Source organism: Mesorhizobium sp. P2_H9 (assembly GCF_056403215.1).
The window spans coordinates 327100-351521 of sequence record NZ_JBFUFX010000001.1 but is presented as its reverse complement, the minus strand read 5'-3'; the positions used below and the strand labels follow the sequence as shown (position 1 = coordinate 351521).

Annotated in this window: 18 protein-coding genes; 8 read left to right on the top strand and 10 right to left on the bottom strand. The window is 58.8% G+C overall.

What is annotated here, in order from left to right:
* Nucleotides 1–24 precede the first annotated feature (24 nt).
* Genes rfbB through AC1DXN_RS01690 form a run of 4 tightly spaced genes read left to right on the top strand, consistent with a single transcriptional unit; the run spans nucleotide 25 to nucleotide 7602 of the window.
* Complete coding sequence (rfbB, locus tag AC1DXN_RS01705) at nucleotides 25–1107, top strand: dTDP-glucose 4,6-dehydratase (protein ID WP_477271902.1); 1083 nt, start codon at nucleotides 25–27, stop codon at nucleotides 1105–1107.
* Nucleotides 1104–2078: a dTDP-4-dehydrorhamnose reductase gene (rfbD, locus tag AC1DXN_RS01700; protein WP_477271904.1), complete on the top strand. Its 975-nt coding sequence runs from the start codon at nucleotides 1104–1106 to the stop codon at nucleotides 2076–2078. Before rfbB ends, rfbD begins: the two co-directional genes overlap by 4 nt.
* On the top strand, nucleotides 2075–6625 hold the full coding sequence (locus AC1DXN_RS01695; RefSeq protein WP_477421440.1) for a glycoside hydrolase family 99-like domain-containing protein: 4551 nt from the start codon (nucleotides 2075–2077) through the stop codon (nucleotides 6623–6625). The genes rfbD and AC1DXN_RS01695 overlap by 4 nt, the downstream gene beginning before the upstream one ends.
* Nucleotides 6622–7602 carry an NAD-dependent epimerase/dehydratase family protein gene (locus AC1DXN_RS01690; RefSeq protein WP_477271908.1) on the top strand — a complete coding sequence of 327 codons (981 nt, stop codon included), beginning with the start codon at nucleotides 6622–6624 and terminating at the stop codon, nucleotides 7600–7602. Before AC1DXN_RS01695 ends, AC1DXN_RS01690 begins: the two co-directional genes overlap by 4 nt.
* A gap of 29 nt (nucleotides 7603–7631) precedes the next feature.
* On the opposite strand, the gene AC1DXN_RS01685 is transcribed toward AC1DXN_RS01690, so the two are convergent.
* Nucleotides 7632–8501 (bottom strand): class I SAM-dependent methyltransferase, encoded by an 870-nt coding sequence (locus tag AC1DXN_RS01685; protein WP_477271910.1) that lies wholly within the window; start codon nucleotides 8499–8501, stop codon nucleotides 7632–7634.
* A 528-nt stretch (nucleotides 8502–9029) separates the two neighbouring features.
* Here AC1DXN_RS01685 and AC1DXN_RS01680 point away from each other — a divergent pair.
* Nucleotides 9030–9998, top strand: a complete 969-nt coding sequence (locus AC1DXN_RS01680; RefSeq protein ID WP_477271912.1) for a hypothetical protein — start codon at nucleotides 9030–9032, stop codon at nucleotides 9996–9998.
* A gap of 440 nt (nucleotides 9999–10438) precedes the next feature.
* Here the strand turns inward: AC1DXN_RS01680 and AC1DXN_RS01675 are convergent, their stop codons facing one another.
* The 7 genes from AC1DXN_RS01675 to AC1DXN_RS01645 form a co-directional block, all read right to left on the bottom strand.
* A complete protein-coding gene (locus AC1DXN_RS01675) occupies nucleotides 10439–11911 on the bottom strand; it encodes a glucosyltransferase domain-containing protein (RefSeq protein WP_477271914.1) in 1473 nt (490 codons plus the stop codon).
* Between the two features lie 173 nt (nucleotides 11912–12084).
* The gene (locus AC1DXN_RS01670) at nucleotides 12085–12516 is read right to left on the bottom strand and encodes a glucosyltransferase domain-containing protein (RefSeq protein ID WP_477271916.1); all 432 of its coding nucleotides are present in this window, start codon (nucleotides 12514–12516) and stop codon (nucleotides 12085–12087) included.
* 363 nt (nucleotides 12517–12879) lie between these two features.
* Complete coding sequence (locus tag AC1DXN_RS01665) at nucleotides 12880–13830, bottom strand: WxcM-like domain-containing protein (RefSeq protein ID WP_477271918.1); 951 nt, start codon at nucleotides 13828–13830, stop codon at nucleotides 12880–12882.
* Nucleotides 13827–14765, bottom strand: a complete 939-nt coding sequence (locus AC1DXN_RS01660) for a glycosyltransferase family 2 protein (protein WP_477271920.1) — start codon at nucleotides 14763–14765, stop codon at nucleotides 13827–13829. Before AC1DXN_RS01660 ends, AC1DXN_RS01665 begins: the two co-directional genes overlap by 4 nt.
* Nucleotides 14762–15892 carry a DegT/DnrJ/EryC1/StrS family aminotransferase gene (locus AC1DXN_RS01655; RefSeq protein ID WP_477271922.1) on the bottom strand — a complete coding sequence of 377 codons (1131 nt, stop codon included), beginning with the start codon at nucleotides 15890–15892 and terminating at the stop codon, nucleotides 14762–14764. Before AC1DXN_RS01655 ends, AC1DXN_RS01660 begins: the two co-directional genes overlap by 4 nt.
* 233 nt (nucleotides 15893–16125) lie before the next feature.
* Complete coding sequence (locus AC1DXN_RS01650; RefSeq protein ID WP_477271923.1) at nucleotides 16126–16866, bottom strand: ABC transporter ATP-binding protein; 741 nt, start codon at nucleotides 16864–16866, stop codon at nucleotides 16126–16128.
* 7 nt (nucleotides 16867–16873) lie between these two features.
* On the bottom strand, nucleotides 16874–17989 hold the full coding sequence (locus AC1DXN_RS01645; RefSeq protein ID WP_477272427.1) for an ABC transporter permease: 1116 nt from the start codon (nucleotides 17987–17989) through the stop codon (nucleotides 16874–16876).
* Between the two features lie 339 nt (nucleotides 17990–18328).
* On the opposite strand from AC1DXN_RS01645, the gene AC1DXN_RS01640 reads away from it, so the two are divergent.
* From AC1DXN_RS01640 to AC1DXN_RS01630, 3 genes are all read left to right on the top strand, one after another.
* Entirely contained in the window at nucleotides 18329–20317 is a 1989-nt protein-coding gene (locus AC1DXN_RS01640; RefSeq protein WP_477271925.1) for an SDR family NAD(P)-dependent oxidoreductase, read from the top strand.
* A 201-nt stretch (nucleotides 20318–20518) separates the two neighbouring features.
* Nucleotides 20519–21451, top strand: a complete 933-nt coding sequence (locus AC1DXN_RS01635; RefSeq protein ID WP_477271927.1) for a glycosyltransferase family 2 protein — start codon at nucleotides 20519–20521, stop codon at nucleotides 21449–21451.
* A 17-nt stretch (nucleotides 21452–21468) separates the two neighbouring features.
* Entirely contained in the window at nucleotides 21469–22011 is a 543-nt protein-coding gene (locus tag AC1DXN_RS01630) for a sugar transferase (protein WP_477271929.1), read from the top strand.
* Here AC1DXN_RS01630 and AC1DXN_RS01625 read toward each other — a convergent pair.
* Both AC1DXN_RS01625 and AC1DXN_RS01620 read right to left on the bottom strand, forming a co-directional pair.
* The gene (locus tag AC1DXN_RS01625; protein WP_477271931.1) at nucleotides 21999–22952 is read right to left on the bottom strand and encodes an NAD-dependent epimerase/dehydratase family protein; all 954 of its coding nucleotides are present in this window, start codon (nucleotides 22950–22952) and stop codon (nucleotides 21999–22001) included. The two genes, AC1DXN_RS01630 and AC1DXN_RS01625, sit on opposite strands and share 13 nt — an antisense overlap.
* Nucleotides 22949–24139: an O-antigen ligase family protein gene (locus tag AC1DXN_RS01620; protein WP_477271933.1), complete on the bottom strand. Its 1191-nt coding sequence runs from the start codon at nucleotides 24137–24139 to the stop codon at nucleotides 22949–22951. The genes AC1DXN_RS01625 and AC1DXN_RS01620 overlap by 4 nt, the downstream gene beginning before the upstream one ends.
* Nucleotides 24140–24422 lie beyond the last annotated feature (283 nt).

Here is a 24422-nt window from a genome sequence, read left to right as displayed (position 1 = left end):
AGATGCTCGCATAAGGAGAGCGGCATGAATTTTCTGGTGACTGGCGGTGCCGGCTTCATCGGTTCGGCGGTGTGCCGGCATTTGTGCGCCAATCCGGCCTACCGGGTGACCAACCTCGACAAGCTGACCTATGCGGGAAACCTTGCCTCGCTGCGGCCGATCGAGAATGCGCACAACTACAAATTCGAACGGGCCGACATTTGCGACGAGCGAGCGGTTCTCGAGATCCTCCACCGCGACGAAATCGACATCGTCATGAATCTCGCCGCCGAGAGCCATGTCGACCGCTCGATCGACGGACCGGGCACGTTCATCGAGACCAACATCGTCGGCACCTATCGAATTCTGAATTCCGCCCTGGAATATTGGCGTGGCCTTCCGGAAGAGCGGAAAGCCCGCTTTCGCTTCCATCATGTTTCGACGGACGAGGTGTTTGGCGACCTTCCTTTCGACAGCGGCATGTTTGTCGAGGAAACGCCCTACGCGCCGTCCTCGCCATACTCCGCCTCGAAGGCGGCCTCGGACCATCTGGTAAGGGCCTGGCACGAGACCTATGGCCTGCCGGTCGTGCTCTCCAATTGCTCGAACAATTACGGGCCGTACCATTTTCCTGAAAAGCTCATCCCGCTGGTCATCCTGAACGCGCTCGACGAGAAGCCGTTGCCGGTCTATGGCGCCGGCGCCAATGTGCGCGACTGGCTTTTCGTCGAGGACCATGCGCGTGCGCTGGAGCTTGTCGCGACCAGGGGAAAGCCGGGCGAAAGCTACAATGTCGGTGGCAATTCGGAACGGACGAATTTGAGCGTCGTCGAGACCATCTGCGACCTGCTTGACATCAGGCGGCCTCGCAAAGGCGGCAAAAGCCATCGCGACCTGATCGATTTCGTCACCGACCGCCCCGGCCACGACCGCCGCTATGCGATCGACGCCTCCAAGATCAGCCGTGACCTCGGCTGGACGCCGGCTGAGAGTTTCGACAGCGGCCTGGCAAGGACGGTCGACTGGTTCCTCGGCAACAAATGGTGGTGGGGGCCGATCCGCGAACAGCGCTATGCCGGCGAGCGGCTGGGCCACGGCCAAGCCGAAGGCAGGAAGGGCGCGGCGTGAGGCTGGTTGTCACCGGACGCGACGGCCAAGTCGCCACCAGCCTGCTGGAGGCCGGGCAACGACGCGATGGCGTCGAGGTCGTCGCCATCGGCCGGCCAGCGCTCGATCTGGCGCGGCCCGACACAGTGTTCGAAGCACTCGCGGCATCGCGACCGGACATAGTGGTGTCGGCTGCCGCCTACACCAATGTCGACCAGGCCGAGGACGAGCCTGATCTCGCCTTCGCGGTGAACGCCGTCGGTGCCGGCAACGTCGCCGAAGCGGCAGCGCGACTCGGCGTGCCCGTCATCCACCTGTCGACCGACTATGTCTTCGACGGCACAGGGGCGGGCGCCTATGTGGAGACCGACGCGCCCGCGCCACGCAGCGTCTACGGCGCCTCGAAGCTTGCCGGCGAGCAAGCGGTGGCAGCAGTCAATCCGCGCCATCTGATCCTGCGTACGGCCTGGGTCTACAGCCCGTTCGGCAGGAATTTCGTCAAAACCATGCTGCGGCTCGCTGCTGATCGCGACGAGATAGCGGTGGTGGCCGACCAGTGGGGGAACCCGACGTCGGCGCTTGATATCGCGGATGCGATCTTGCGTGCGGCGGCGAAACTTGGCGACGACTGCTTCGACGGCTGTGGTATCTACCATCTGGCGGGAACCGGTGACACCAACTGGAGCGGTTTTGCGCGCTACATATTCGAGATCAGCCGGACGCAAGATGGCCCGCACGCGCGAGTGCGCGACATCACGACCCGGGACTACCCGACTAAGGCAAAACGCCCAGCCAATTCGCGACTGTCGAGCGTGAAATTCGCAGCCATGTTCGGGTGGTCTGCGCCGGAGTGGCAGGTTTCCGCCCAAATTGTGGTCCCCCGCTTGGTGGAAGGGAACCTGGGACTTCGATCGCGAGATGGCGCCACGAATTTGTTTCCCGATCCCGATCCGAGTGGTTTGACGCCAGTCAAGGACAGTCTGCGACAATGAAAAAGCCAACAAGCTCGCGGAGGAGCCGCAGTCTGCAAGAGAATGTGGTATCGACGGACGCCGGCGAACAGTTGCTTCACCAGCTCTACGACGTCCATGACGGAAAAGTCTCGGACAAATGGTCGATTTATCTCGACGAGTATGATCGAATTTTTTCGAAATATCGAAATGAACCAGTTCGGATACTAGAAATTGGAATCCAGAACGGCGGCTCGCTTGAGATATGGAGCAAATATTTTCCCCGCGCAGAGGTTATCGTCGGCTGCGATATCAACCAAGCCTGCGGTCTGTTGAATTTTGATGATAAGAGAATCTGCGTTGTTGTCGGCGATGCTAACGCCGATGGCACCCAACGCAATATCCTTGAGAAGTCCGAGGCATTCGACATCGTCATCGATGACGGCTCACACAGATCTTCGGATATCGTGCGAACCTTCTCGCGTTATTTCCCTTATCTTGCTGAAGGCGGGGTTTTTGTCGTTGAAGATCTGCATACGAGCTACTGGCAGGACTTCGAGGGCGGTCTCTATGATCCGCTTTCCTCGATGTCGTTCTTCAAGCGGCTGCTTGATCTGATCAACCACCAGCATTGGGGGCTGGACCACAGTCGAACCGATGCCCTCGCGGCTTTCGCCAGCCGCTACGGAATTGCATTCGATGAGACGTCGCTAACGTCGATCCATTCCATCGAATTCCTGAACTCGCTCTGCATCATAACCAAAAGGCCGCCCCCGGAAAACCAACTGGGTCCCCGGTTCGTAGCCGGTCGGAGCGCTCTCGTTGCGCCAGACATTTTGACCGTAGATGGCGCAGTCGCCGCTGCCGCCGACGAGTCCAGAAATTCATGGTCCCTTCAGTCGGTGACAATCGAGCAGGAGATTGCGGAAAATCGGAAAGCAGTCAGCCGACATGCGGCACATCTGCGGGCGCTTGTCGACGAGCTTGTCGAAGCAAGAGAAATGATGAGAAGCAGGGAAGCCGAGACGGCCCGTGCAAAGGCCGAGGCCGCCGGAATTGCCGAGCAATTGCAAGTCCTTGCGGGTGAGACAGCCGGCGCGAAAGCCGACGCTGCCAGAGCGGCTGAGGAGCTTCAAGCCATCAAGAGGCAGCTCTCGATCGTACATGCGGCTTCCAGCTCGTTGCTCTCCGATCGCGATCATGCCCGTTCGGAAGAGAAGCGCCTGCATGATGTGCTAGATGCCGTCTACGCCAGCACGTCCTGGCGTGTGACCCGCCCTTTGCGCGGGGTCCGGCGCAGTGTCGGTTCAATTGGTGACGCGCGGGGCAAGGTCCGCAAGTCGGCCACGCGCGGAGCTCAAAAGGGCTGGCACTGGCTTCCGCTCCCGACGGGCGTCAAGCAGAGAGTGAAGAGCGCCGTTTTTTCGACGTTCCCGTCGTTGTTCAAGGCAACAAATGCCTACCGCGCCTGGAAGAATCTCCAGCCGCTCGGTGGCCAGGGAAGCGCCCCTCCGTCGTGGCAACCTGCATTGTCCGGCTCCGACCATCACGTGGCGCGCACGGCAACCTATGTTCCGCGTCTTGAAGCCCCGCCGCTGCCGCGAAAACCCGTTCGGATTATCGCTTTCTACCTGCCGCAATTTCATCCGATCCCGGAGAATGATGAATGGTGGGGAGAGGGTTTTACCGAGTGGACGAATGTCGGCCCGGCTCAGCCGCAATTCGTTGGTCACCACCAGCCGCACGTGCCCGATGAGTTGGGCTACTACGATTTGCGCGACGTGGCCGTGCAGCGCCGGCAGATTGAACTCGCGAAGCTCTATGGCATCGAGGGGTTCTGTTTTTATTTCTATTGGTTCGGCGGCAAGAGGCTGCTCGAAGAGCCGCTTGAAAACTGGCTGGCCGACCGCAGTCTCGACCTCCCGTTTTGCCTGTGCTGGGCAAACGAGAACTGGTCGCGCCGATGGGATGGGCTGGACCAGGAAATCCTCATCGCGCAAAACCATTCTGCTGAAGACGACCTCGCTTTCATTGCAGAAGTCGCCCCCTATCTTCGTGATCCGCGCTACATTCGTATCGAGGGCAAGCCATTGCTGCTTGTCTATCGACCGAGCTTGCTCCCGGCGTCGGATCAAACAGCACGGCGGTGGCGCACCTGGTGCCGCGAAAACGGCATAGGCGAGATATTTCTCGCCTACACCCAATCGTTTGAGGCGGGGGACCCGGATCAGTATGGGTTCGACGCGGCTGTTGAGTTTCCACCGAACAGATCATCACCGCCGAACGTCACGCATGCCGTGGTTCCGTTGCGAGAGGATTTTTCGGCGAACGTCTTTGACTGGTCGGTCTTTCCCCAGCGCAGTGAAAACTATCAGCCCCGCCACTACAAACTCTTTCGTTCCGTTTGCCCCGGCTGGGACAACACCGCGCGTCGCAGGCATGGCGCTGGCGTATTCATCAACAACACTCCGGACCTTTACAGAACGTGGCTTGAGAACGCCATTGAGGATACGCTCAACCATATCAACTCGCCGAGTGAGCGGCTCGTCTTCGTCAACGCATGGAACGAGTGGGCGGAAGGCGCCCATCTGGAGCCGGATGCGGCAACCGGTTTTGCTTATTTGCAGGCGACCCGCGATGCATTGGAGGCGGTGAATAGGAAACGCAAACCTCGGATCGTCGTCGTTTCCCATGACGCTCATCCGCACGGTGCGCAGTATCTGGCCCTGGCGATGGTTCGCGAGTTCGTAGCGTTGGGATTCGACGTCGATATGGTCGTCCTGGGCGACGGTCCCATGCTGCCCCGCTTCGCCGAAGTCGCAACCGTTCACCGGATTGCCCTCGATACCGAACCGGCGGGCAGGGTGCTTGCAAAACTGCAGGCCATGCAGAGTGCAGGCGCCGACGTCGCCATTGTAAACACGGCGGTATCTGGTCTCATTGTTCCAATCTTAAAGGAGGCGGGCTTCCGTACGGTGGCGCTGGTCCACGAACTGCCAGGGGTTTTGCAGCAGTACCATCTCGAGAAACACGCCGCGGCCATTAACCGGTATGCCGACATCGTTGTCTTTGCGGCTCCTATGGTGCAGTCGGGGTTTGAGCAATTCCTGGGTGAGCCACTCGGCAAGGCCGTCATCCGCCCGCAAGGCCTGGTGCGGAAAAACCCGTTCAAGCATCGGGCCGAAGAAGCCCGCCGCTTGGTCTGCGAGCAGCACGGGCTCGCTCCAGACACTCGCTATGTTCTTGCTGTAGCCTTTGTCGACCACCGCAAGGGGCCGGACATTTTCATCGACATGGCGCAGGAAGTGCTCCGCACACATCCCGATACGGCTTTCATCTGGGTTGGTCACTTCGATGCCGGCATGGAAGAAGAGATTGCGTCCATACTGGACAAGCGGAAGTTGACGGAGCGGGTGAAGTTCGTCGGTTTCGTCCAGGAGCCAATGGCATATTACGCAGGCGCATCCGCCTACGCACTGACCTCGCGCGAAGATCCGTTTCCGAATGTCGTTCTGGAATCTGCGGAAGTCGGAGTGCCGGTTGTAGCCTTTCAAGGGGCAACTGGCGCGGCCGATTTCATACTCGAACATGGCGGGCTGCTCGCAGAGAACATGAACAGCAAGGATTTTGCGGCGAAGGTGCGGGATGTCCTGAACGGCCCGGCTCAACCGAACGTCGATGGCGTAGGATCCATGCGACAATACCTGCTGGATCTACTTCACTACGCGACCGGGCTTCAGCGGGTATCTGTAGTGGTTCCAAACTACAATTACGCGCATCACCTGATGCAGCGGCTGAACAGCATCGCGGACCAGACCTGGCCAATCTATGAGCTGGTCGTGCTTGACGATGCCTCCACCGATGGAAGCGCCGGCATTGTCGACACATTCCTGGCCGAGCGATCGGAACTTGATGGTGAGTTGATCGTCAACGAGCAAAACTCCGGTTCCGTGTTTCGGCAATGGGCAAAGGGGATCGCGCGGTGTCGCGGCGATGTCGTCTGGATTGCGGAGGCGGATGATTTTGCGGCGCCTGATTTTCTGAAGGAACTCGTGCCGGCCTTCAACGATGCTTCTGTGGTGATTGCCTACAGTCAGTCTCGCCAGGTCGATGGCGCCGGGTTTGCGCTTGCAGAGGACTACAGCGCCTACACCAGGGATATCTCCAACAAGTGGTCCGCTGATTATGTGCGCAACGGTTCCGACGAAATCAGCGAAGCGATGGCGGTCAAGAACACGATCCCGAATGTCAGCGCCGCAATCTTTCGCCGCACGGCTCTGAACAGGGTGGTCGCCGACCTGGGTGAAGAGTTGTTCAGCTATCGCGTGGCGGGAGACTGGCTCGTTTACCTGCGGGTGCTGTTGCAAGGCAAGATCCGGTTCAGCGCAAAGCGCCTCAATTCTCACCGGCGTCACGCAAGCAGCGTGACGAGGGCGGAAATGGCGGCGAGGCACCTCGATGAGGTGCAGCGGATGCAAGAGCTCGCGCGCTCTTTTGTGGGCATCTCAGCTGAAACACGACGTAAGGCCGATGCCTGGCTGGAACACGTTCGCAGCCATCTCGGTATTCAAGGTGCGGATGCGGCATGACATATGAATACAAGCCGCAGCCCAATCTGCGGAAAAAAGCAGTCATCCTTGGCGCCTCGGGCTTTATCGGGGTTAATCTCGCACGCAAGCTCGCGAAAGAGGGTTTCGACTTGACCTGCTTCGCGCACAGGGCATCTGAGAACTGGCCGGCTTCGGCGCGGGCCATCCTCGGCGATCTGGTTTCCCCGCCCAGCCCGCTTCTGCAGGCAATGGAGGGAGCCATTGTCTTTCACCTCATCAGTTCGACACGTCCGACGGCAAAAACCGAAATGGCTGTAGCCGAGATCGCAACCAACCTGATGGCGACGGTAGGCTTGCTCGAGACCACGCAGGGCGCAGGCTGCCGCTGGGTCTTTTCATCGTCAGGCGGGACCGTCTACGGCGAGACCGATGCCGCGCTGGTTTCCGAGGAGCATACGAACGTTCCGATCTCGTCCTACGGAACGGTCAAGCTTGCAATCGAGCGGTACTTCAGTCTCTACCGGACCTTGCACGGCACCGACTTCGTGGTAGCGCGAATATCGAATCCATTTGGCCCCTTTCAATCGGCAGCGAAAGGTCAGGGGCTGATCGCCGCGTTGTTCGAGAGAATTGGCAACGGGACGCCGGTCGAAATCTGGGGCGACGGCAAAAATGTTCGCGACTTCGTTTACATCGACGACGTTACCGATGCTCTGACCGTGCTCGGGGAGCGCGGAAGACCGGGAGAGGTCTACAATGTTGGCTCAGGCGTAGGCACAAGCGTAATCGAGCTGGTGACCAAGATTTCCGCCATTCTTCGCGTTCCGGCAGAACTTGTCTACGCGCCGGCCCGTGGAGTCGATGTCCGCCGAAACGTTCTCGATATACAGAAGATCGAACGTGAACTCGGTTGGCGCCCGGCTCATACGCTTGATGAGGGCGTCGCTCTCACGTATCGCTGGCGGCAGAGCCAAAGCCCAATTCCTGGGGAGTTCGCGACAGCCGGCAACGGCTGAGCCACATGCCGCCCCCCAAAGGGACACGTCTAAGAAACCTGTGCCGAGCGCTGGAACGCACGGACGGCCCACTTTGCAAGCGATTTGACCGCTCCTGAGATGCTTGGCTTGATCGGCGGCGACGCGGTGGTGATCTCTGCACCTTTGGCGTAGGGCGCGCCAGGCTTCCTCAAGATGTAGACCTCGGTCATGGGGCCAAGGACGGCAATGGCCTTCGATTGAATTCTCCGGACTTCGACGTCGAAACCGGTACGGCGCTGGATCAACAGGGGCAGATCGTAGCCGTACCGCCAGGTGACCAGCGATCCGGTCGGATCTTGAGGGTTGCCGTGATATTCGGGCTCGCCGACGATCCTGATGCCACCGGACTCTCGAAAAGCAACCTGTTCCGAAGCTCCTCTCTCGGCGTATGTCGGCGCAGTGAAGATACAAATCCCGCCATGGTCGAGAGTGCGAAATATCTCGCTTAACGCCGCGAACGGGTCGAACAGGTGCTCCATCACGTCGAGGTGGATAACGAGATCGAAGCTACGATCGGGAAATGTCTGGTCTTCTAGGTCTTCATTCCTGATGTGCCCAACCATCGTTCCGAACGACTTGTCCGGATAGTAGCCCGAAAACACCTTTTGCTTGGCGTTGTGCCAAAGCCAGAGCGAAAGCCCCCGGCCGCCTGGCGCCGATTCATGGACGCGGAGCGTCTTGAAAGTTTCTCTTGGGAAGAGCGAGAATACGACGTCAGCGGCGGCCCGCTCGCGCGTCACGCAATTGTTCAGCGGACAATCAATGCCCCGCAAAGAATCTCGGCAACTATTGTAGTCGTCTGGTGCAGTGAACGTCTTGCGCTCGGCGCAAATCGGGCAAACGCCCGGAAATTCGATCAGTGGGGACGGATTCTCCATTGATCCTCTCTGAGCCAATCCTTGACGGTTGGTCAAGACCAGTGCCCCGATTCTGGCGGCGCCCGCCACGTTTCAAAAGGAACTTCCCTTCAAAGACGAGGCGAAAATGTTGACGATAGGGGGCAATGTGGGGCGCATCTTCTCGACACGTGTCTTGTAATTCGTCTCCCGTAGTTTTCGCAGGCTGGAGCGCTTCGACCGATGGCTAAGGCGGCGATTGGCTATCCACGATTGCCACCGTCTGCCCAAACGTTCTCGACAATTCACAAGATCCAACGTGAATTCCTTCGGCACCCGCTTTGCGCGCTTGATGATGGCGTCCCCTTCAAGTATCACTTGCGATGACGCCAAGGTTTAACTGGGCGACTTGGGTACGGCGTTTAGCAGCGAACTAATCAAGGCTGTGCCCGCGCCGCCACAGAGGCTTCTTATGTCGGTGTTAAGCGCCTAAGAGGAGCCTGTAGGTGTCGTACTGAACCTGTGTTGAACTCGATGGCGGTCTGCGCCTCCTCTGATAGACACGAGAACATGAAACTTGTGATCCATGCCGGCTTTGGAAAAACTGGAAGCAGCGCCATTCAAGAAGCATTGCACGTTTATTCGGCGGCGCTTGAACGGGATGGTATTCGCAAGATTGGCGGTGATCTGACGTTCGATCAGCCTGGGATCCCGCAATGGTTGGTCGAAGAGGCATGCGAGAGAGGCGAGGTATTGACTGAGCGGCTCGATAGGGAAATCAAAAGAGTTGCGCCGTCTGTCACAGTACTTTCTGCAGAAAATCTTGAATCTCCAAATAAGCCGAGGCTCTTCTCCGGAATTGATCGCGAGATCGATACAATCGTTGTCCTGTACATGCGCCCGCAATTCCAATGGATACCAAGCGCGTGGAAACAGTGGTACATGAAAGATGCCACCAGCCTTCGGGCCTTCGTCGAGCGTTGCTTGACAACCGGAATGCCAAATTGTCTAGCATCGCTAAACGCGTGGCGCGCGGCACTACCACGAGCTCGGGTCATTGTCAGGCCGCTTGGACCGACTCTTGTCGGAGGTGGTGTTGTCCCGGACTTCTTTGGTTTGATTGGGAGCAGCGTCTCCCCTCTAGACCTGCGGGCAAACGAGGGGATCGACTATTCTCTCCTCCACCTGATGGCCAAGGGCGCGCGGGATCTCTTCTCGGGATATCACGACGTCGAACTCGAAACATGGTTGCTGACAGTGCTACCCGACGAGTACAAACGAGCCAACGTTCCCATGCTCGACCTCGTGACGGCCCAGAGTATCGCAGAACGTTTCCGGGAAGAGAATGTAGAGGTTCTCTCCGATTTCTCCGATGTCTCCGAGCCGGCACAATTCTTGGATCGACATTGGCGCCCGGAAGTAAACCAGATGTCATATCTTGAGATGACCGATGCCGACATGACCTCTCGCGGATTGGCTATTCTTAGTCAGATCGGGCCTGACGTTTTGGAACGTTTCGCTATACGGTCTGAAAGATGACTGCGGCTGGAAGGGTGCCTGCGACGCTTGATGTGGCCAAAGCGGGATTGCCCGATCATACCTTGTGAGGGCGAGCACATCGTGGTTGTTCGCCCATCCGCGCTCTGAAAAGGAGGCTACGCGGACACCTGGAATGCTGGTAGCAATTTCCAGAACCTTCGACGGGCGCGTCAGCGGCGTGTGACTCTGGGATGATTACCAATATCGCCAGCTATTGCTTCACAGTTGCTGTTCTAGCGAAAGCTATAGCTAATGAATCGCAGTAGTTCTTTGAGCCAGCGAAGCGAGGAGAAACTGCGCCACGCAGTGCCCTTCATCGACAGGTCGTCTTTCGGCATCGAAGAGCCAACGATCACGAAACTGGCGATCACTAGGACCGCAGTCGCCATCCCCAAGAGATGTTGCGCATTGTGGTTTTCGGCTGGCTGCTCACTCGATCCTCATTTCAGCTTTACAACGACCATCTTGTTTCGGATCGCTACGGACTCCGGCGCCGGCCATGCTGGCATATCGGCGGACGCCAAAATAGCTGACTGGGCGATTTCCTGCGATGGAAAGTTGCTCAGCGGGAAAAAGAACATCAGGGCGCGCGTCGAAGACCATTCGTATGCATACATGCTCGCAAGCATGCTGTTACCCACGGTGCCTCGTGACGTGTCGAACAGCCGATAAGGCAAGTAAGAAGTATCTTGCAGGGTACCGACGAGCGTAATCGCCATGCCCGGCCTGTAGTCAGGCAAGTCCCTTATCCGAGCGGCAAGCAATTGGGTCATGTCCATGTCGGCCCGATTACGCAGGTCCATGAACTGATGCCAGATGTTCGCCTGCAGGACGAAGATCGTCACAAGCAAGACCCCAAGGACGGTCACAACAGATCGCAAGCGCGGGTCGGTCAAGGCCCAGGCCAACAAAAAGGTCCCAGCGTAGACTCCGACGAAAGAGAACAATATGCGATCGAAAAGCATCTGGTTTGGCGGGTACGTGACCCAAGCGGCGCCAAAAACGAAGAGCGGCGCAACGATCACGAGCAAGATGCCGACCAGCCTTCGGTTCGTCGCCAATGCCAACAGCAGGAGGGCGGTCAAGGCCAGAAATGCATATTTCGCGACGGAAGGGAAAAAGAGCACCCCCGTGCCCCACAGTTCGGCGAGTGCCCGAGAAAGTGTCTTCACGACGGTAACAAACTGCTCGATGTCGGCTACCGGATGGACGAAGCTGCCAAGTCTGCCACCGCCAATGTGAAAATAGCGGGTCGCAAGCAGATAGACGGCGCCGTACAGGAGAAGACCCACCACAACCATGATCGCCCGTGGCACTGCGAAGGATCGCAAGGCAGCGGCGGTACTCATTCCATTGGCGGCCCGATATGCTGTGACGTAGACTGCGACGATCACCGCCAGATAGAGCGATGACTGGTAGGTTGCCAGCGCCATGCATATGAGGACCGCGCCTACAAGCAGGCTGGGAGCCGCCAGTGCAAGCATCGCCAGAAGGGCCGCCAGGGGGACCGTCAAGCGCGTCGACGCATAGGACCAGATCTCGAACATCATCGGAAACGTCGCAAACAGGCAGCAGGCAATCGTCACCGGCAGCCAATGCCTTACTTCGAGCAGGTAGCAGAAAATGATGCCGCACCCGACCATGCAAAGAAGGCCAAGCATGAGCAGCAAATTCGGGGGCAGGAAGCCGAAAAATGCCAAGCGGACTATTTCTGCTAAGTAGCGTCCGTCTTGTGCATATGCGTTGTAGTTCAGATAGAGGGTGTAAAAGTAGTCGTGCGAGAAAGTCGTGTAGCCAATCTCTGGGAGGTAGGCCGCCAGCAAAATAGCAAGAACGGTGCAGTAAAAACGCGGCACCCATATCGCTTGCAAGTATCCAAGATCGAAGCTCTGGAAAGCTTTGCCGTCGTTCATTGAGATAGCTCATCTTTCGGGGGCTTGATGCAGCCCTTCTTTGCAGCCATCCCGAGCACCTTTCAAGCTCTATCTTGTCGCAGTTGACGGCCAGACGGGAGGCTTAGCCTCCGGCTCACCAGCGAAAGGGTAAGCGACTATGGCAAGCAAGGGCAAGGCACAGATCTATTTCGTTAGAAGGCGCCCGCGATCATGGATCGCCTGATGGCGGATTTTCCGCAATGGGATGAAAACCACGCTGCAGCGGATCTCGGCAACATGAAGAACCATGTCGGGAAGCCGCAGAAAACTGCAAAGCATGCGTACTCCGCCACGGACAGCTCATACTTGTCGATGATGTCCATGACCAGCAGATATGCGCCAACACAGCCCAAGCCAAAGATGCCCGGCGTGAGAAAAGGTACGATGGGGTTAGGAAGGATAAATGTCTCGATGAGGTAGGCGCCCCAGCGCCCTTGGATGATCCAGATCGACGCCTCTGTTCTGAAGGCTGCGATCTCCTCATCAATCGATAGTTGGAACGAGGCTAGCTCAGAGAAATACATCACGGCAAAGATCGCGAAGAGATTGATTGCCTGCCGGATTGTGTTTGGGCGCGTCAGCATGATCTGCGGAGTATCCAACGAGAAATCAAGAAGTTGAGGATGGTCGTCGTGGCGAGGGTTGCGAAGAATGCTACCGCCGTGTTTTGCAAGACTCTTTCGAGGACCCGAAGACTAACCAATCCGATTACGAACACGATTACGATCGAGGCGCCGATTGCCAGTCGGTCCGCGAAGCCGGTACGGCCTCCGGGAAAGACACGATCTGGATAGAACACCATCGCAAAAACGAGGCCTGCCAGCCAGGCAAGCCCGTAGGAAAAACTCGAAGGGAACACTGTTAGGCCAGCAAAATATATGAGGCTGGTCAGCGCGGTGTTTAGGCCGCCGGCGACAAGAAAGCGGATAGCGTCTCGGCCCACACGATCAGCGGCCATCCTGCCCGACCGCATTGAGGAAATCTGAATAGTCCCGGATATAGTCGTCTGCATCATATTGATGCGAGGCCATCACCAGCAGGGCCGTGTCTGGCTGAAATTTGTACTGAATCCCCCAGATTCCGGGCGGCAAATAGAGGCCGATCGAAGGTTCGGTCAATGACACCTCTTTCCTGTCATGTCCGTCATCCACGACGACCGAAAGGCGACCATGGGTCGCAATAAGGAACTGATGGCACTCGCGATGCGCATGCTCGCCTCTGACCTTGTCGGATGGGACTCCGTAGACCAGAAACGAGCGGACCGGCTTGAAGGGCAGGTTCAAACCGAATTCTAGTGGAGCGAGTTCGCCGCGCAGGTCGCCAAAATGCGGTAACCGCCAGAGTTCGCACCCGCCAATGCCAAGCGGCATTTTCTCGCCAGCTGTGCCGGGAAAGGTTTGAGTCACGACCGGCTCCACTCGCGGGCCGGTCTGGTAGCCGATGATCGTGGCGGGATTCCCGACAACAACGGCGTTGGCGGGGACGCTCTTGGTCACCACGGCGCCGGCTCCGACCATCGCCTGACGACCGATGGTTATGCCTGGGAGAATGGTCGCGTTAGCGCCGATTGATGCGCCATCCTCGACGGTCGTCAGCAGAAAAGTTTCGGGATATTCCTTCGAGCGTGGGAAACGGTCGTTTGTGAAAGTCGCATTCGGACCAACAAACACACGATTGCCCAAGCGAATTCCGTCCCACAGCTGGACGCCGCTCTTAATGGTCACGTCATCGCCGACGATCACGTCGTTCTCGATGAAAACGTGGTCGCAGACGTTGCAATTCGAGCCGATCACAGCGCCCTGAAGGACGTGGGCGAACGCCCAGATGCGTGTTCCATCTCCGACATGCGAGCTTTCGCAAATACCACGCTCATGCACGAAAAATGGCGTGTCCGTCATTTGGCTGTTCCGTCAACGACGCGGCTGATAATTCTGAGAGGGCGTGACTTGGTGTTTTCAACTGCCCGCCAGAGATAGCAGCCAAGAATACCCTGAACCAGGAGACTGGCAGAACCGAAGCCCGTGATCAGCAGCACCAGCGTCGTGTAGCCGGCGGGATCGATATTGCCAAGCAGGCGGGCAATCACGGTAACGGTGGCAAATATCAGGCTCAAGACGCAGCCTGCGAAGCCCACCCAGAGTGTGAGCATGATCGGAAAATCGGAGAACGAAAAGACGCTGTCCATCATGTATCTGAACCGCCGTGCCATGCCCCAGGCGCTTGTCCCGTGCTCCCGTTCGCGCCGGCGATAAGGCACGAATTCCCGCCTGAAGCCGACCCAGAACAGCTGCACGACAAGCGAACTGTTCGGCTCTTCGATGGACAGGATCGCTTCCAGCACCGGGCGATTGCAGGCGAAGATATCCACCCCGCCGCTCGGCATGCTGGGCAGGACCAGCCTGCGGTAGGTGGCCCAGAAAGCCTTCGAGAGAAATTTGGTCAGAGGCGGATCGCTACGTCCGGCTCGCTGCCCAAACACCACGTCCGCCTCATCCTTTTCCAGTTTCGAAAAGAATTCGGCGATCAGTTCCGGCGGCTCCTGCAGGTCGGCCGCCATGGCCGCAACGTGATTGCCCGATGCGTGTTCGAGGCCGGTGCGGATGGCGGTGAAAGAACCAAAATTGCGGCTATGGAAGATGATCTTGTAGACGTAGGCCGTGCTCTTCAATTCCTTGATCAGCAGAGGGCCGGATTCGTCAGGTGATCCGTCGACAACGAAGACGAACTCGATGTCGCCCTGATATCTGGAATGGAAATCGGCGACCGCCTGCAGAAGGGAGGGAATGTTCGCCTGATTTCGATAGATCGGGAAAACGAGCGAGCGTGTTGTCACATTGCCTCCCATTCGCGGAGGGCCAGGCACACCTGCTCTATTTCGTCACTCGTCATGTCGGGATAGCAGGGAACGGAGCAGAGGCGGCTGACGCTGCCTCTTGAAATAGCGAGATTTTCCATTCCTTTCATAGGCAAGTCCGCCCAGCCGACCTGGTCGCAATCCAGCACAGGATAGTGAATGTCGGTATCGACGCCGCGCTCTTTCATGAACGCTCGGAATGCATCTCGATCGTCGCAGAGCGCGACGGCGAGATGGGCGACAGCGCCATCGCCACCGTCCAGGAACTGCAATCGATGCCCGGCGACCGACCTATATCGGTCGAGAATGGCACGTCGCTGCCCGTTGCGGATATCCACATCGCCCAGCAGAACGTCCAATATCGCCGCTTGAACCTCATCCATGCGAGAGTTGCGGCCGTTGGGCACGCCGACATGATATTTTGAACTCCAGCCATATTGTTGCAGCTGTCGCACGAGTGCGGCGGCTGCCGCGTCGGAGGTAAGAACGGCGCCACCGTCACCCATTGCTCCGAGATTCTTGGTTGGATAGAAGCTGAAAGTGGAGATATCGCCCAGCGAGCCAGCAACGTCGCTTCCGATCCTTGCCCCGTGCGCCTGCGCGCAATCCTCCACGATTGGAATATGCGAAAGGCCAGCCTCGGCAAGTCCCGCCCTGATGGCCCGGACATCGACGACGCCGCCATAAAGGTGGGTGACGACGATTGCAGCAGTGTCTGCGTTGGTTGCTTTCAGCACCGACTGAAGGTCTACGAGCTGACTGGCCGATTCGATGTCGGCGTAGTGCGGAATGAGGTCGTTGTGCCAGCAGGCGCAGCTGGCATAGCCCCCGGCATTGGCCGCGAGGACAACTTCGCGCCCGCGCGCGCCGCTGCGCTTGATGACCGCGGCCAATGCAAGTTCGATTGCATCAGTACCGTTGGCCACAAGGACGCATTCCGAAACACCAATAAATCTGGAAAAATTTGCTGCAAATCGTTTGCCGACCGCGCCGTTGAGCCACCATCCCGAACGCAACGTGCTCGCCACTTCACGTTCGATTTCGACTTGATAGCGCTGATATAGGCGCTTCAGGTCATTCATCGGAACGGGGTCTTGTTTCGTCATCTTTAACTCAACTGCTCAAGCATACTTCATTCAAGAATATTAGCAGAGCGGAACGTTCGGCAAGCTCAAGCGCCGCAGGCATGGCAATTCCGGAAATCTGCATTGCGAGTGAAGAGATCGGAATGAAGAGGCACAACTATTGGGATTCTGTCACCACCGCAACAGGCTTCAGATCGATTGCGAACGATACTCGCTAGAGGTGGCAGAATATCCGGGAAGAGGATCGAAAGCTTCTAATGCTTAGCTACCTTTGCGGCACGCTTTGGTAGCTCTGTCGTGAGCGATTCTATCCGACCACTCCTGAGCGTCAATTTCTTCGTGCATACGCTTTGGATAAGCGCCTCACTATGGCTGGCCAGAACGATAATGCCGGCCTTTTCCGCGAGCTCGTCCATGCGCCTTTTGGCCTTGTCCTGGAAAGAGGCGTCGCCGGCGCCAATCCACTCATCCATCAACAGAATCTCGGGATCGAGCGCTGTCGCCGCCGAAAAGGCCAGTCGCGCTGCCATACCCTGGCTGTAGGCCTTGAACGGCAGATCGATGAAATCGCCGAGCTCGCTGAAAGCGATAATATCTTCCATCTTCTCTTCGATCTCGGCTTCCGTCCATCCGCTGATCAATCCGCGCAGCACGATATTCCGGCGGCCGGTGGCCTCGCGGCGGAAGCCAATGTTGATGTTGAAGAGAGCGTCGACCTTGCCCTCTATCGCGACGCTTCCCGCGGACGGCTCGTAGATTCCATAGAGCACCTTGAGAAGGGTTGTCTTGCCGGCGCCATTTGGGCCGACAAGGCCCAATCGGTCGCCCGCCTTGAGTTCGAAACTAACGCCGTCGAGCGCTTGGACAAACTGCTTTCTGCCCGAGCCTTCGATTCTGCCGCCAGGGCCACTCACGCGCTTGTCTGGCGCGGAAAGCGTCAGCTTCTCGTGCAGCTTGTAAACAAGACTAACATTGTTCAGTTTGATAGAAACCATTGAGAACTCAGATGAGAAAGACGACTTGTTTGCGGTACCGGCCAAGCAGCAGCAATGCAATCACCCATGTAAGCAACGATGCGATGATGGTTACAACAAAGGCATGAGTTGGAAATTCTCCATTTATGATTGGCAGGCGGACAATTTCCAGGAAATAGGTGAAGGGGTTCCATTCATAGGCATATTTTTGGATGGGGTCTTGACCGTTGTTCATCCAGAAGACCGGTGTGAAGAACATGCCGACGCGCAGCAAATTGCCGACTATGAACTGACTGTCAGGGAAGAAGGTCCCGAGAAACGCGAAGACGGTGGTAAGGGCGGGCGTGACGAACAAGATCAGCAACAATCCTGCCAACGACCACAGCCATGGAACGGCGACCGGTGAGCCACTCAAGATCAGTATGACAACGCAACCAGCGATCGCGTAGCCGGCTCGGATGACAGACTGCAACCCCAATCGCATGACATAGACAAACAAAGGCAGCGTCGTGCCTTCGATGAAGCTCTCTTCGCGTTGAAAGAGCGCCACGCTCGTCGACATAACCTCCATCAGATAGAACCATACCAGGAGGCCTATTGCCACATAGGCGGAATAACCCGAGGCATCCTTGCCGGCAGGCTTGAACACGAAAACGAACGTGCCCACGAAAGCGACGTAGTTGACCAGAAGCCAAAGGGGTCCGAGCGTCGTGCGTCTGTGCTGATCGCCGATATCTTCGCGAGCAAGCGCTACCCACACCCGATGCAGCTTCATAGCCTTGCTGATATCGTCGACAGCGCCGTTCAGTGCTGCAATCATCGTTCCTGGTGCCGCAATCTCTGTTGTTCCGCTTAATGGCCCATAGCTTCGAAACGCCGCCAAAGGCGCCTCTTCATAGCCATTGCGGCGCGCATTTAGCAACGTATTGCGTCGCAATGAAGTCGGCAGCGGGCACGAATCGCTTGCGACATGTCGACTCTCTTGCGACAAGTCGGCGCCCGCAAGCCCCGGGATCGCAATCCGCGCGCGATAGCCCGCCTGTCGAAACACCTTGGCCCGGTGCGTCCGACTTGACCACTCCGGCGAGAAGCAGTCGGCACCGTTCGACGCGTCTCGGATCGATTCATGAACGGCGCGAATCACCAAGTTCGCGGACTTTCGACCGCAAACAGGCGGCGCATCTTCGAACCCGGCTGCACTCGCTTCTCCAGCGCTGCAGCTGCAGGCCGAAGGCACGCAGGTCGTTCCAGTGGCTCGACTTTTTGCCAAATCTCACGAAAATATCGCCCGACCGAGCGCCCAATACCTTAACCAAGCAGGCTCTCAAAAAAATATCTGGCGATGACCGCAAGTCCACGCTATGCGATACAAGGCGGCGGGGCTGAGGATTGGCACTCTAAACAGGTAGGCGGTGACGGAAGATATTCGCTCTCGCGCCACGTTAGTGTCCAAATCCTTGCGCCTGGAGTTCAGTACTACCCAATGACATCCTACGTAGAAGTCGTGTCCGGACTTCGGCCGAAGCTGCGGCGCGCCATTATCATGATCCAGGACATCGTCATGGTCCTGGTCTCGGTGGCGCTCAGCCTGGTGCTGTCGAGGTCGGATCTGTCGTTCGGGGTGCTCTCTCCCACGGGTCTGGCATGCTGGGCGAGCATCGTCGTTCTCAGCCATCTGCTGTTCAGATATTGCGGCCTCTACAACACAGTGTGGCGGTTCGCCTCGACGCCCGACTTCTTCAACATCCTGAAGAGTTGTGCGACTTTGACTGTCCTGCTCTATGCCGCCTCGCTGACGTTTCGTGCCTTCCAGCCTGTGATCGGCCTCAATGAGCGCCAGTTCATCGTCTTCTTCCTGGTCTCGTTCACCGTCATATCGGCGCCCCGGCTCTACTACCGGTTCCTACGCGACGGCGCGAGCTGGCGAATCCTGAGCCGCGGCGCAGATAATGAACTGGTCAAGCAGGCGCTGTTCGTCGGCAGGCTGGGCGAGGCCGACGTGATCATCCGCTTCACGCGCACTGCGGAGCCGGCGGAATACGCCATCGCCGGGATCATGGCGATCGAGAACGGAGCGCCGTTGGGCACCCGGATTCAAGGGGTTCCAGTGGTGGCCATCCGGCCGCGCCTGGTGGAAGTGCTGGAGGAGTATGCCAAAGGCACGCAAAGCCTCGACATGCTGATTTTCGGCAACGGGGCCGAACGTGAGATCGAGGAATATTCCGAACTGGTTCGCGTCGCCCGCCATAGCGGCATAGCCGTTGTGCAGTTCTCCGGCTTTTCCGAGCTCGGGCAGGGGGGAAAGCTGGTTCTCGACGCCGTCGAGATGGAAACCATCCTGCGCCGCTCGACGGTTCCTTCCGACATCGAGCGTATCGGCGCTTTTGTCGGCGGCAAGCGCGTCCTGGTGACTGGGGGCGCCGGCTCCATCGGCCGTATTCTGGTCAAACGCTCGCTGGAACTCGGTGCCGAGGCGGTTCTGGTTGCCGATATTTCGGAGTTCGGGATCTTTCAGCTCGACCAGTATATCGACGAAAAGGACCACGATCGTCTCAAGAGCCGCATCATCGATGTCACCGACCGGCGGCAGATGACCCGCGTCGTCAGCGAGTTCAAGCCTGATATCATCTTCCATGCCGCCGCGCTCAAGCACGTCCCGTTGCTCGAGGAAAACTGGGAGTCGGCGATCCAGACAAACATTTTTGGCACGCTGGTCTGTGCCGAAGTCGCCGCCAAATGCGGAGTTCCGCAGTTCCTGCTCATTTCGAGCGACAAGGCGGTCGACCCGACCTCCGTGCTTGGCATGACCAAACGGGCGGCCGAGCAGATCGTCAGTTCGCTGCACGAAACGCACGAAACGGAGCCGAACGGGCATCGTTCCGGCACCAAGTTCATCGCCGTGCGGTTCGGCAATGTGTTTGGCTCCAATGGGTCGGTGGCAACCATATTCCAGGCGCAGATCGAGGCCGGCGGCCCCGTCACCATCACCGATCGGCGTATGACCCGCTATTTCATGACGGTGGCGGAAGCCGTTGACCTCGTCATCATGGCGGCAGCCGATGCCGAGACCCGCCAGGGCAAGGACGATTATGCCATCTATATGCTCGACATGGGCAAGCCGGTACCGATCCTTGAAGTCGCTGAAACGATGATCCGCATGGCCGGCAAGAGCCCTTACACCGACATTCCGATCCGTTTCACCGGCATCAGGCCGGGAGAGAAGCTGCATGAGGTGCTTCATGGCGAGAACGAGGAAGTCGTTGCGCTCGACATCTCGAAGATTTTTGGCCTGAGCACGGATGTCGTGGATTGGTCCAGGGTCCAGGCCGCGCTGACGGCGCTGCAGGCGGCAATGTGCGATCAGGACAAGGCATCGGCACTCGCAGTCCTGGCAGGGCTCCATCAGGTCGAAGCACCTGCCAGCGACGCGGATCGGGAAACACGCGCGAAAACAGTCGGACAAGCAAGCTAGAGCATGATCCCGAACCGAAGGTCAGCGCAGCAAAAAGTGTGAACCGGTTTTCGGAAAAGATCATGCTCGAACAAGAAGATAGAGCCCCATCCCGATTCCGTCGGGATGGAACAGGCTCTAGAGCCTGTTGCGGGCGGCTGGGATTGGGTATTCAAGGCAATCCGATAGCCGCTCGCGCGTATTGCAGGTGATTCGAAGCCGGTGAACAAACAAGATCAGCGCGTGGCCATATTGCTGGCCACGAAAGATGGCGCATCCTTCATCGGCGAGCAGTTGGACTCCCTGCTTGAGCAGTCGCATCCCCTTGTCGATTTGTGGGTTTCCGACGATGGCTCCACCGACGGCACGGATGCCGTCATCGGCTCCTGGCAAACCCGCTGGCACAAGGGCCGATTGACCCTGGTGAACGGACCTCGCCAGGGGTTTGCCGCCAACTTCCGCTCGATGATCGTCGATCCGCGCATCGACGCCGACTACTACGCCTTCTGTGACCAGGACGACATCTGGGAGTCGGACAGGCTGGAGACCGCGATTGCCTGGATGCAGGCGCACGATGCCGCAATACCGCTGCTGTTTTGTTCGCGGACCGCAACCATGTCCGAAACCGGAGCAGCGCTAGGGCACTCGCCGCTTTTCCAAAGGCCGCCGTCGTTTCGCAATGCGCTCGTGCAAAGCATTGCCGGCGGCAACACGATGATGATCAACCGCGCGGCGCGACAGCTGCTGGCAAAGGCCTCGGCAAGGACCGAGTTCGTCAGCCATGACTGGTGGACCTATCTCATCGTCACCGCCGCCGGCGGCATGGTCTGCTATGATCCGCGGCCGCTGGTGCGATACCGCCAGCACGAGGCAAATCTGGTCGGCGCCAACGTGTCGTGGAAGGCAAGGCTGTCGCGGCTCGGGCGCCTGTTCAGGGGCGAGTTCGCCGACTGGACTGATCACAATCTCAACGGCTTGGCCGCCAATCGCGACATCCTCACCAAGGATGCAGCCGCCTGCCTTGGCCTGTTCATCAGGTCGCGAAAGGGTGGTGTCTTGCGGCGCCTGCGTCTTCTGCGCCGAAGCGGCGTCTATCGCCAGACGCTGGCTGGTACTCTTGGGCTTTATCTGGCCTTCATCTGGCGGCGGATCTAGAGCATGCAGAGCCGGCCATGAGGGGACCCAAGCGAGTTTTCGACCTCGTCGTGGCGGCGCTGCTGCTGCCGCTGGCGTCGCCTTTCATCCTGCTTGCCATGCTGGCAGTCAGGCTGTCGTCGCCGGGACCCGCACTGTTTTCTCAAACCCGGGTCGGACAGCATGGGGTGCCGTTTCGCTGCCATAAGCTGAGGACGATGCTTGTGGGAACGCCGTCACTGCCCTCGCACCAGGCGCCGGCAAATTCCGTCACTGCCGCCGGCCAAGTGTTGCGGAAGTTCAAGATCGACGAGCTGCCGCAGCTCTGGAACGTGCTGATGGGCGAGATGAGCCTGGTCGGACCGCGCCCCTGCTTGCCCACGCAAACCGAGTTGATCGAACGCCGCAGGAAATTGGGTGTTCTTGCAGCGCTTCCCGGCATCACCGGCCTGGCGCAGATGCGGGCCATCGACATGTCAGACCCAAAACTCTGCGCCGAAACCGATGCCGAATATCTCAAGACGGCCTCAATCGGCCTCGATATCCGCATTCTCATCGGCACGATTTTCTACCGCGGCTGAGCAGCGCCTGATTTGGTGCTGCGCGCGAGTTCCACCAGCTGTTCGAGCGTATCGGTCCGTGGCGCCCAGCCTTCGGACACCAGCAGCGATGGATCGCAAATTTGGGTGGCTGTCATCGCCTGCCATGCCTTGCGCCTGCCCAGCAAAGTCGCCACCGCCCGCAACAGGCCGGCAGGCACGGCAGACAGCCGCAACGAGTACCCAAAATCGTCCCGAAAAGCCCCGATGATTGCCGAGACCGGGAGAGGGGGGAGGTCGCAGGCGACGTAGACGGGGCGAAGCGGCTGCGGACGGCTCAACAGATACAGCACGGTCCGCGCCGCCGCCTCGCATGACATCAGCGATCGTATTCCGCTAAATACCGCCGCCGGCAGTGGCAAATTCACTGGCATGCCGGCCATGCGCATCAGGTACGCCAGGTTTCCCTTCATGCCTTCGCCATAAATCGGCGGCAGGCGCAGTGCCGTCGCATCGGAGGGCCTGGACGCATAGGCTTCCAGCGTCCTGATCTCGCCTTCGCGTTTCGAGCGCCCATAGGCGCATTGCGGAGCAGGGGGCGTCGCCTCGCTGATTGTGCCGCTGAAGCCGGGACCGGCCACCGCCCGGATCGAAGACAAATAGATGAAGCGCCCGCTTGCCCGCCAGGCGGCCGCGCGCGCCAGCTGTGCGGTCAGTGTCCCGTTGGCGGCCAGCAAGTCGGCTTCGCTTGCGTCCCGGTCATTGTTGAGAGCCGCGCAGTGGACGACATGGGTGACATCTCGCATCATCGCCTCGAACGCCTTGGCCGGGGCGTCGAAGTCCGGCAACAGGACGGCATCGCTCGCGGGATCGAGCCGTTCCGGGTGACGCGATGCCATGCGCACCTCGAACCCGGCCGCGCGAAACTGGTTGGCGACCTGGCGCCCGACGAAACCCGTCGCGCCTGTCACCAGCACTTTCATGGCGAGCTTGCCGGCGGCGTCATGGCCGGTGCTGGTCGTTCCGGCAACATCTGTTGCCGGCCCGAAGCAAGATATGTCCCGGCCACCAGAAAGACCATCAGCGTCGAATCGAGAATGTCGTGGCCAACCAGGATGCCGGTCAATCCGCCTGTCAGGTAAGTGATCACGGTGACCACAATCATCGTGGCGCCGAGCCGCTCGACCGGATCGTCGCTGACACGCAGGACCCTCGCCGCGTTCCGCCCGGCAACCACGAAGATCGCCGCGAGCGTGATTGCGCCCAACAGGCCGGCCTGTACCAGCGCGGTCAGGAAACCGTTGTGGAAATGGCTAAAACCCCGGTCCAAGCCGAACTGGTCCTGGAATCCCTGATGCATGAGCGCCTGGCTGGCGGCGATCCCATGGCCAAAGATCGGAGCGTCCCGGAAGGCGCCGAGTCCGATCTGCCACAGTGCCACGCGCAGCCCAAGCGCCGTCGAGTGGTCGCCCTTGGTGGCGAGCGCGTTCCAGTCGCTGAAGAGGAAATCGGCGCGTTCCGATATGATGGGGTATCCGACGGTGACGATCGCTATCAAGAGGGCGCCGGCGACCGGCAGCAGGCGAATCGAATTCAGGCCGGCGAGCCTGCGCCGGTTGACCAGAAGAACCGCGATGGCGGCAATCAGCATGGCTAGCCAAATGATGCGCGTGCCCGAAAGAAGGATGGCGATTGTTCCGGCCAGCGCCGCCGAAATGAGCAGAACCCTGGCCTTTTCGATGCCCGACAGCGCGCCGGCCAGGCAGATCAGGACGCTAAGGCAGGCAACAGTCGCGAACGGGATCGCATTCCCGGCGCCGCCTTCGGCCCGCATGCCAAGCCAGTAATATTGCACGACGGCCAGCACGAGCGCGCCAAAACATGCCGCCGCGCTGGCGACCACGACGATGCGGGCGAGAGTAGCCTTCGCAGTGATGCTCCATGTCGAATAGGAGATCGGGAAGAACAGGAAGGTGATCAGCGCCGCAAGATGCGGCGCATCCACCTTGAGCGCGTTGTTGGCGATCGACGCCAGGACATAGGCCGCGCAATAGGCATAGATCGCGACCGTCATCGCAAGCATCGGTCGGTCGTAATTGAAGCGCCGCCGCTTAAGGGCAAGCAGAAACACCGACCACACGCCGCCGCCATTGAACACGAAACTGACCACCGATCCCAGGACAGGTGGAGAAAAAAAGCAGACCACGGAAAAGTAGATATTGATCCGCGAAGGCGTGAAATGTTGTTTCAGGGACGACAGACGGTTCAATGCTCTAATTCACAATTTTCTGGTCTTCGGGACGACGGATCTATTTGGTGGAAACGCACGCGTTCGCTTCGAAATTCGCTTGGGATTGGGACACGTCTGGTGCGTCGGATTTCCGGATCGGTATAGCCGCTGGGTACGGTTTTCGATAGAGCGGGCAGGGCCGGGCCAGCAGCAAAAATCGACA

Bases quoted from the DNA above. Each gene is read 5' to 3' on its own strand.
- rfbB (WP_477271902.1), top strand. From the start codon at position 25: ATGAATTTTCTGGTGACTGGCGGTGCCGGCTTCATCGGTTCGGCGGTG.
- AC1DXN_RS01695 (WP_477421440.1), top strand. From the start codon at position 2,075: ATGAAAAAGCCAACAAGCTCGCGGAGGAGCCGCAGTCTGCAAGAGAAT.
- AC1DXN_RS01685 (WP_477271910.1), bottom strand. From the start codon at position 8,501: ATGGAGAATCCGTCCCCACTGATCGAATTTCCGGGCGTTTGCCCGATT.
- AC1DXN_RS01680 (WP_477271912.1), top strand. From the start codon at position 9,030: ATGAAACTTGTGATCCATGCCGGCTTTGGAAAAACTGGAAGCAGCGCC.
- AC1DXN_RS01650 (WP_477271923.1), bottom strand. From the start codon at position 16,866: ATGGTTTCTATCAAACTGAACAATGTTAGTCTTGTTTACAAGCTGCAC.
- AC1DXN_RS01675 (WP_477271914.1), bottom strand. From the start codon at position 11,911: ATGAACGACGGCAAAGCTTTCCAGAGCTTCGATCTTGGATACTTGCAA.
- AC1DXN_RS01640 (WP_477271925.1), top strand. From the start codon at position 18,329: ATGACATCCTACGTAGAAGTCGTGTCCGGACTTCGGCCGAAGCTGCGG.
- AC1DXN_RS01665 (WP_477271918.1), bottom strand. From the start codon at position 13,830: ATGACGGACACGCCATTTTTCGTGCATGAGCGTGGTATTTGCGAAAGC.
- AC1DXN_RS01625 (WP_477271931.1), bottom strand. From the start codon at position 22,952: ATGAAAGTGCTGGTGACAGGCGCGACGGGTTTCGTCGGGCGCCAGGTC.
- AC1DXN_RS01655 (WP_477271922.1), bottom strand. From the start codon at position 15,892: ATGACGAAACAAGACCCCGTTCCGATGAATGACCTGAAGCGCCTATAT.
- AC1DXN_RS01670 (WP_477271916.1), bottom strand. From the start codon at position 12,516: ATGCTGACGCGCCCAAACACAATCCGGCAGGCAATCAATCTCTTCGCG.
- AC1DXN_RS01630 (WP_477271929.1), top strand. From the start codon at position 21,469: ATGAGGGGACCCAAGCGAGTTTTCGACCTCGTCGTGGCGGCGCTGCTG.
- AC1DXN_RS01690 (WP_477271908.1), top strand. From the start codon at position 6,622: ATGACATATGAATACAAGCCGCAGCCCAATCTGCGGAAAAAAGCAGTC.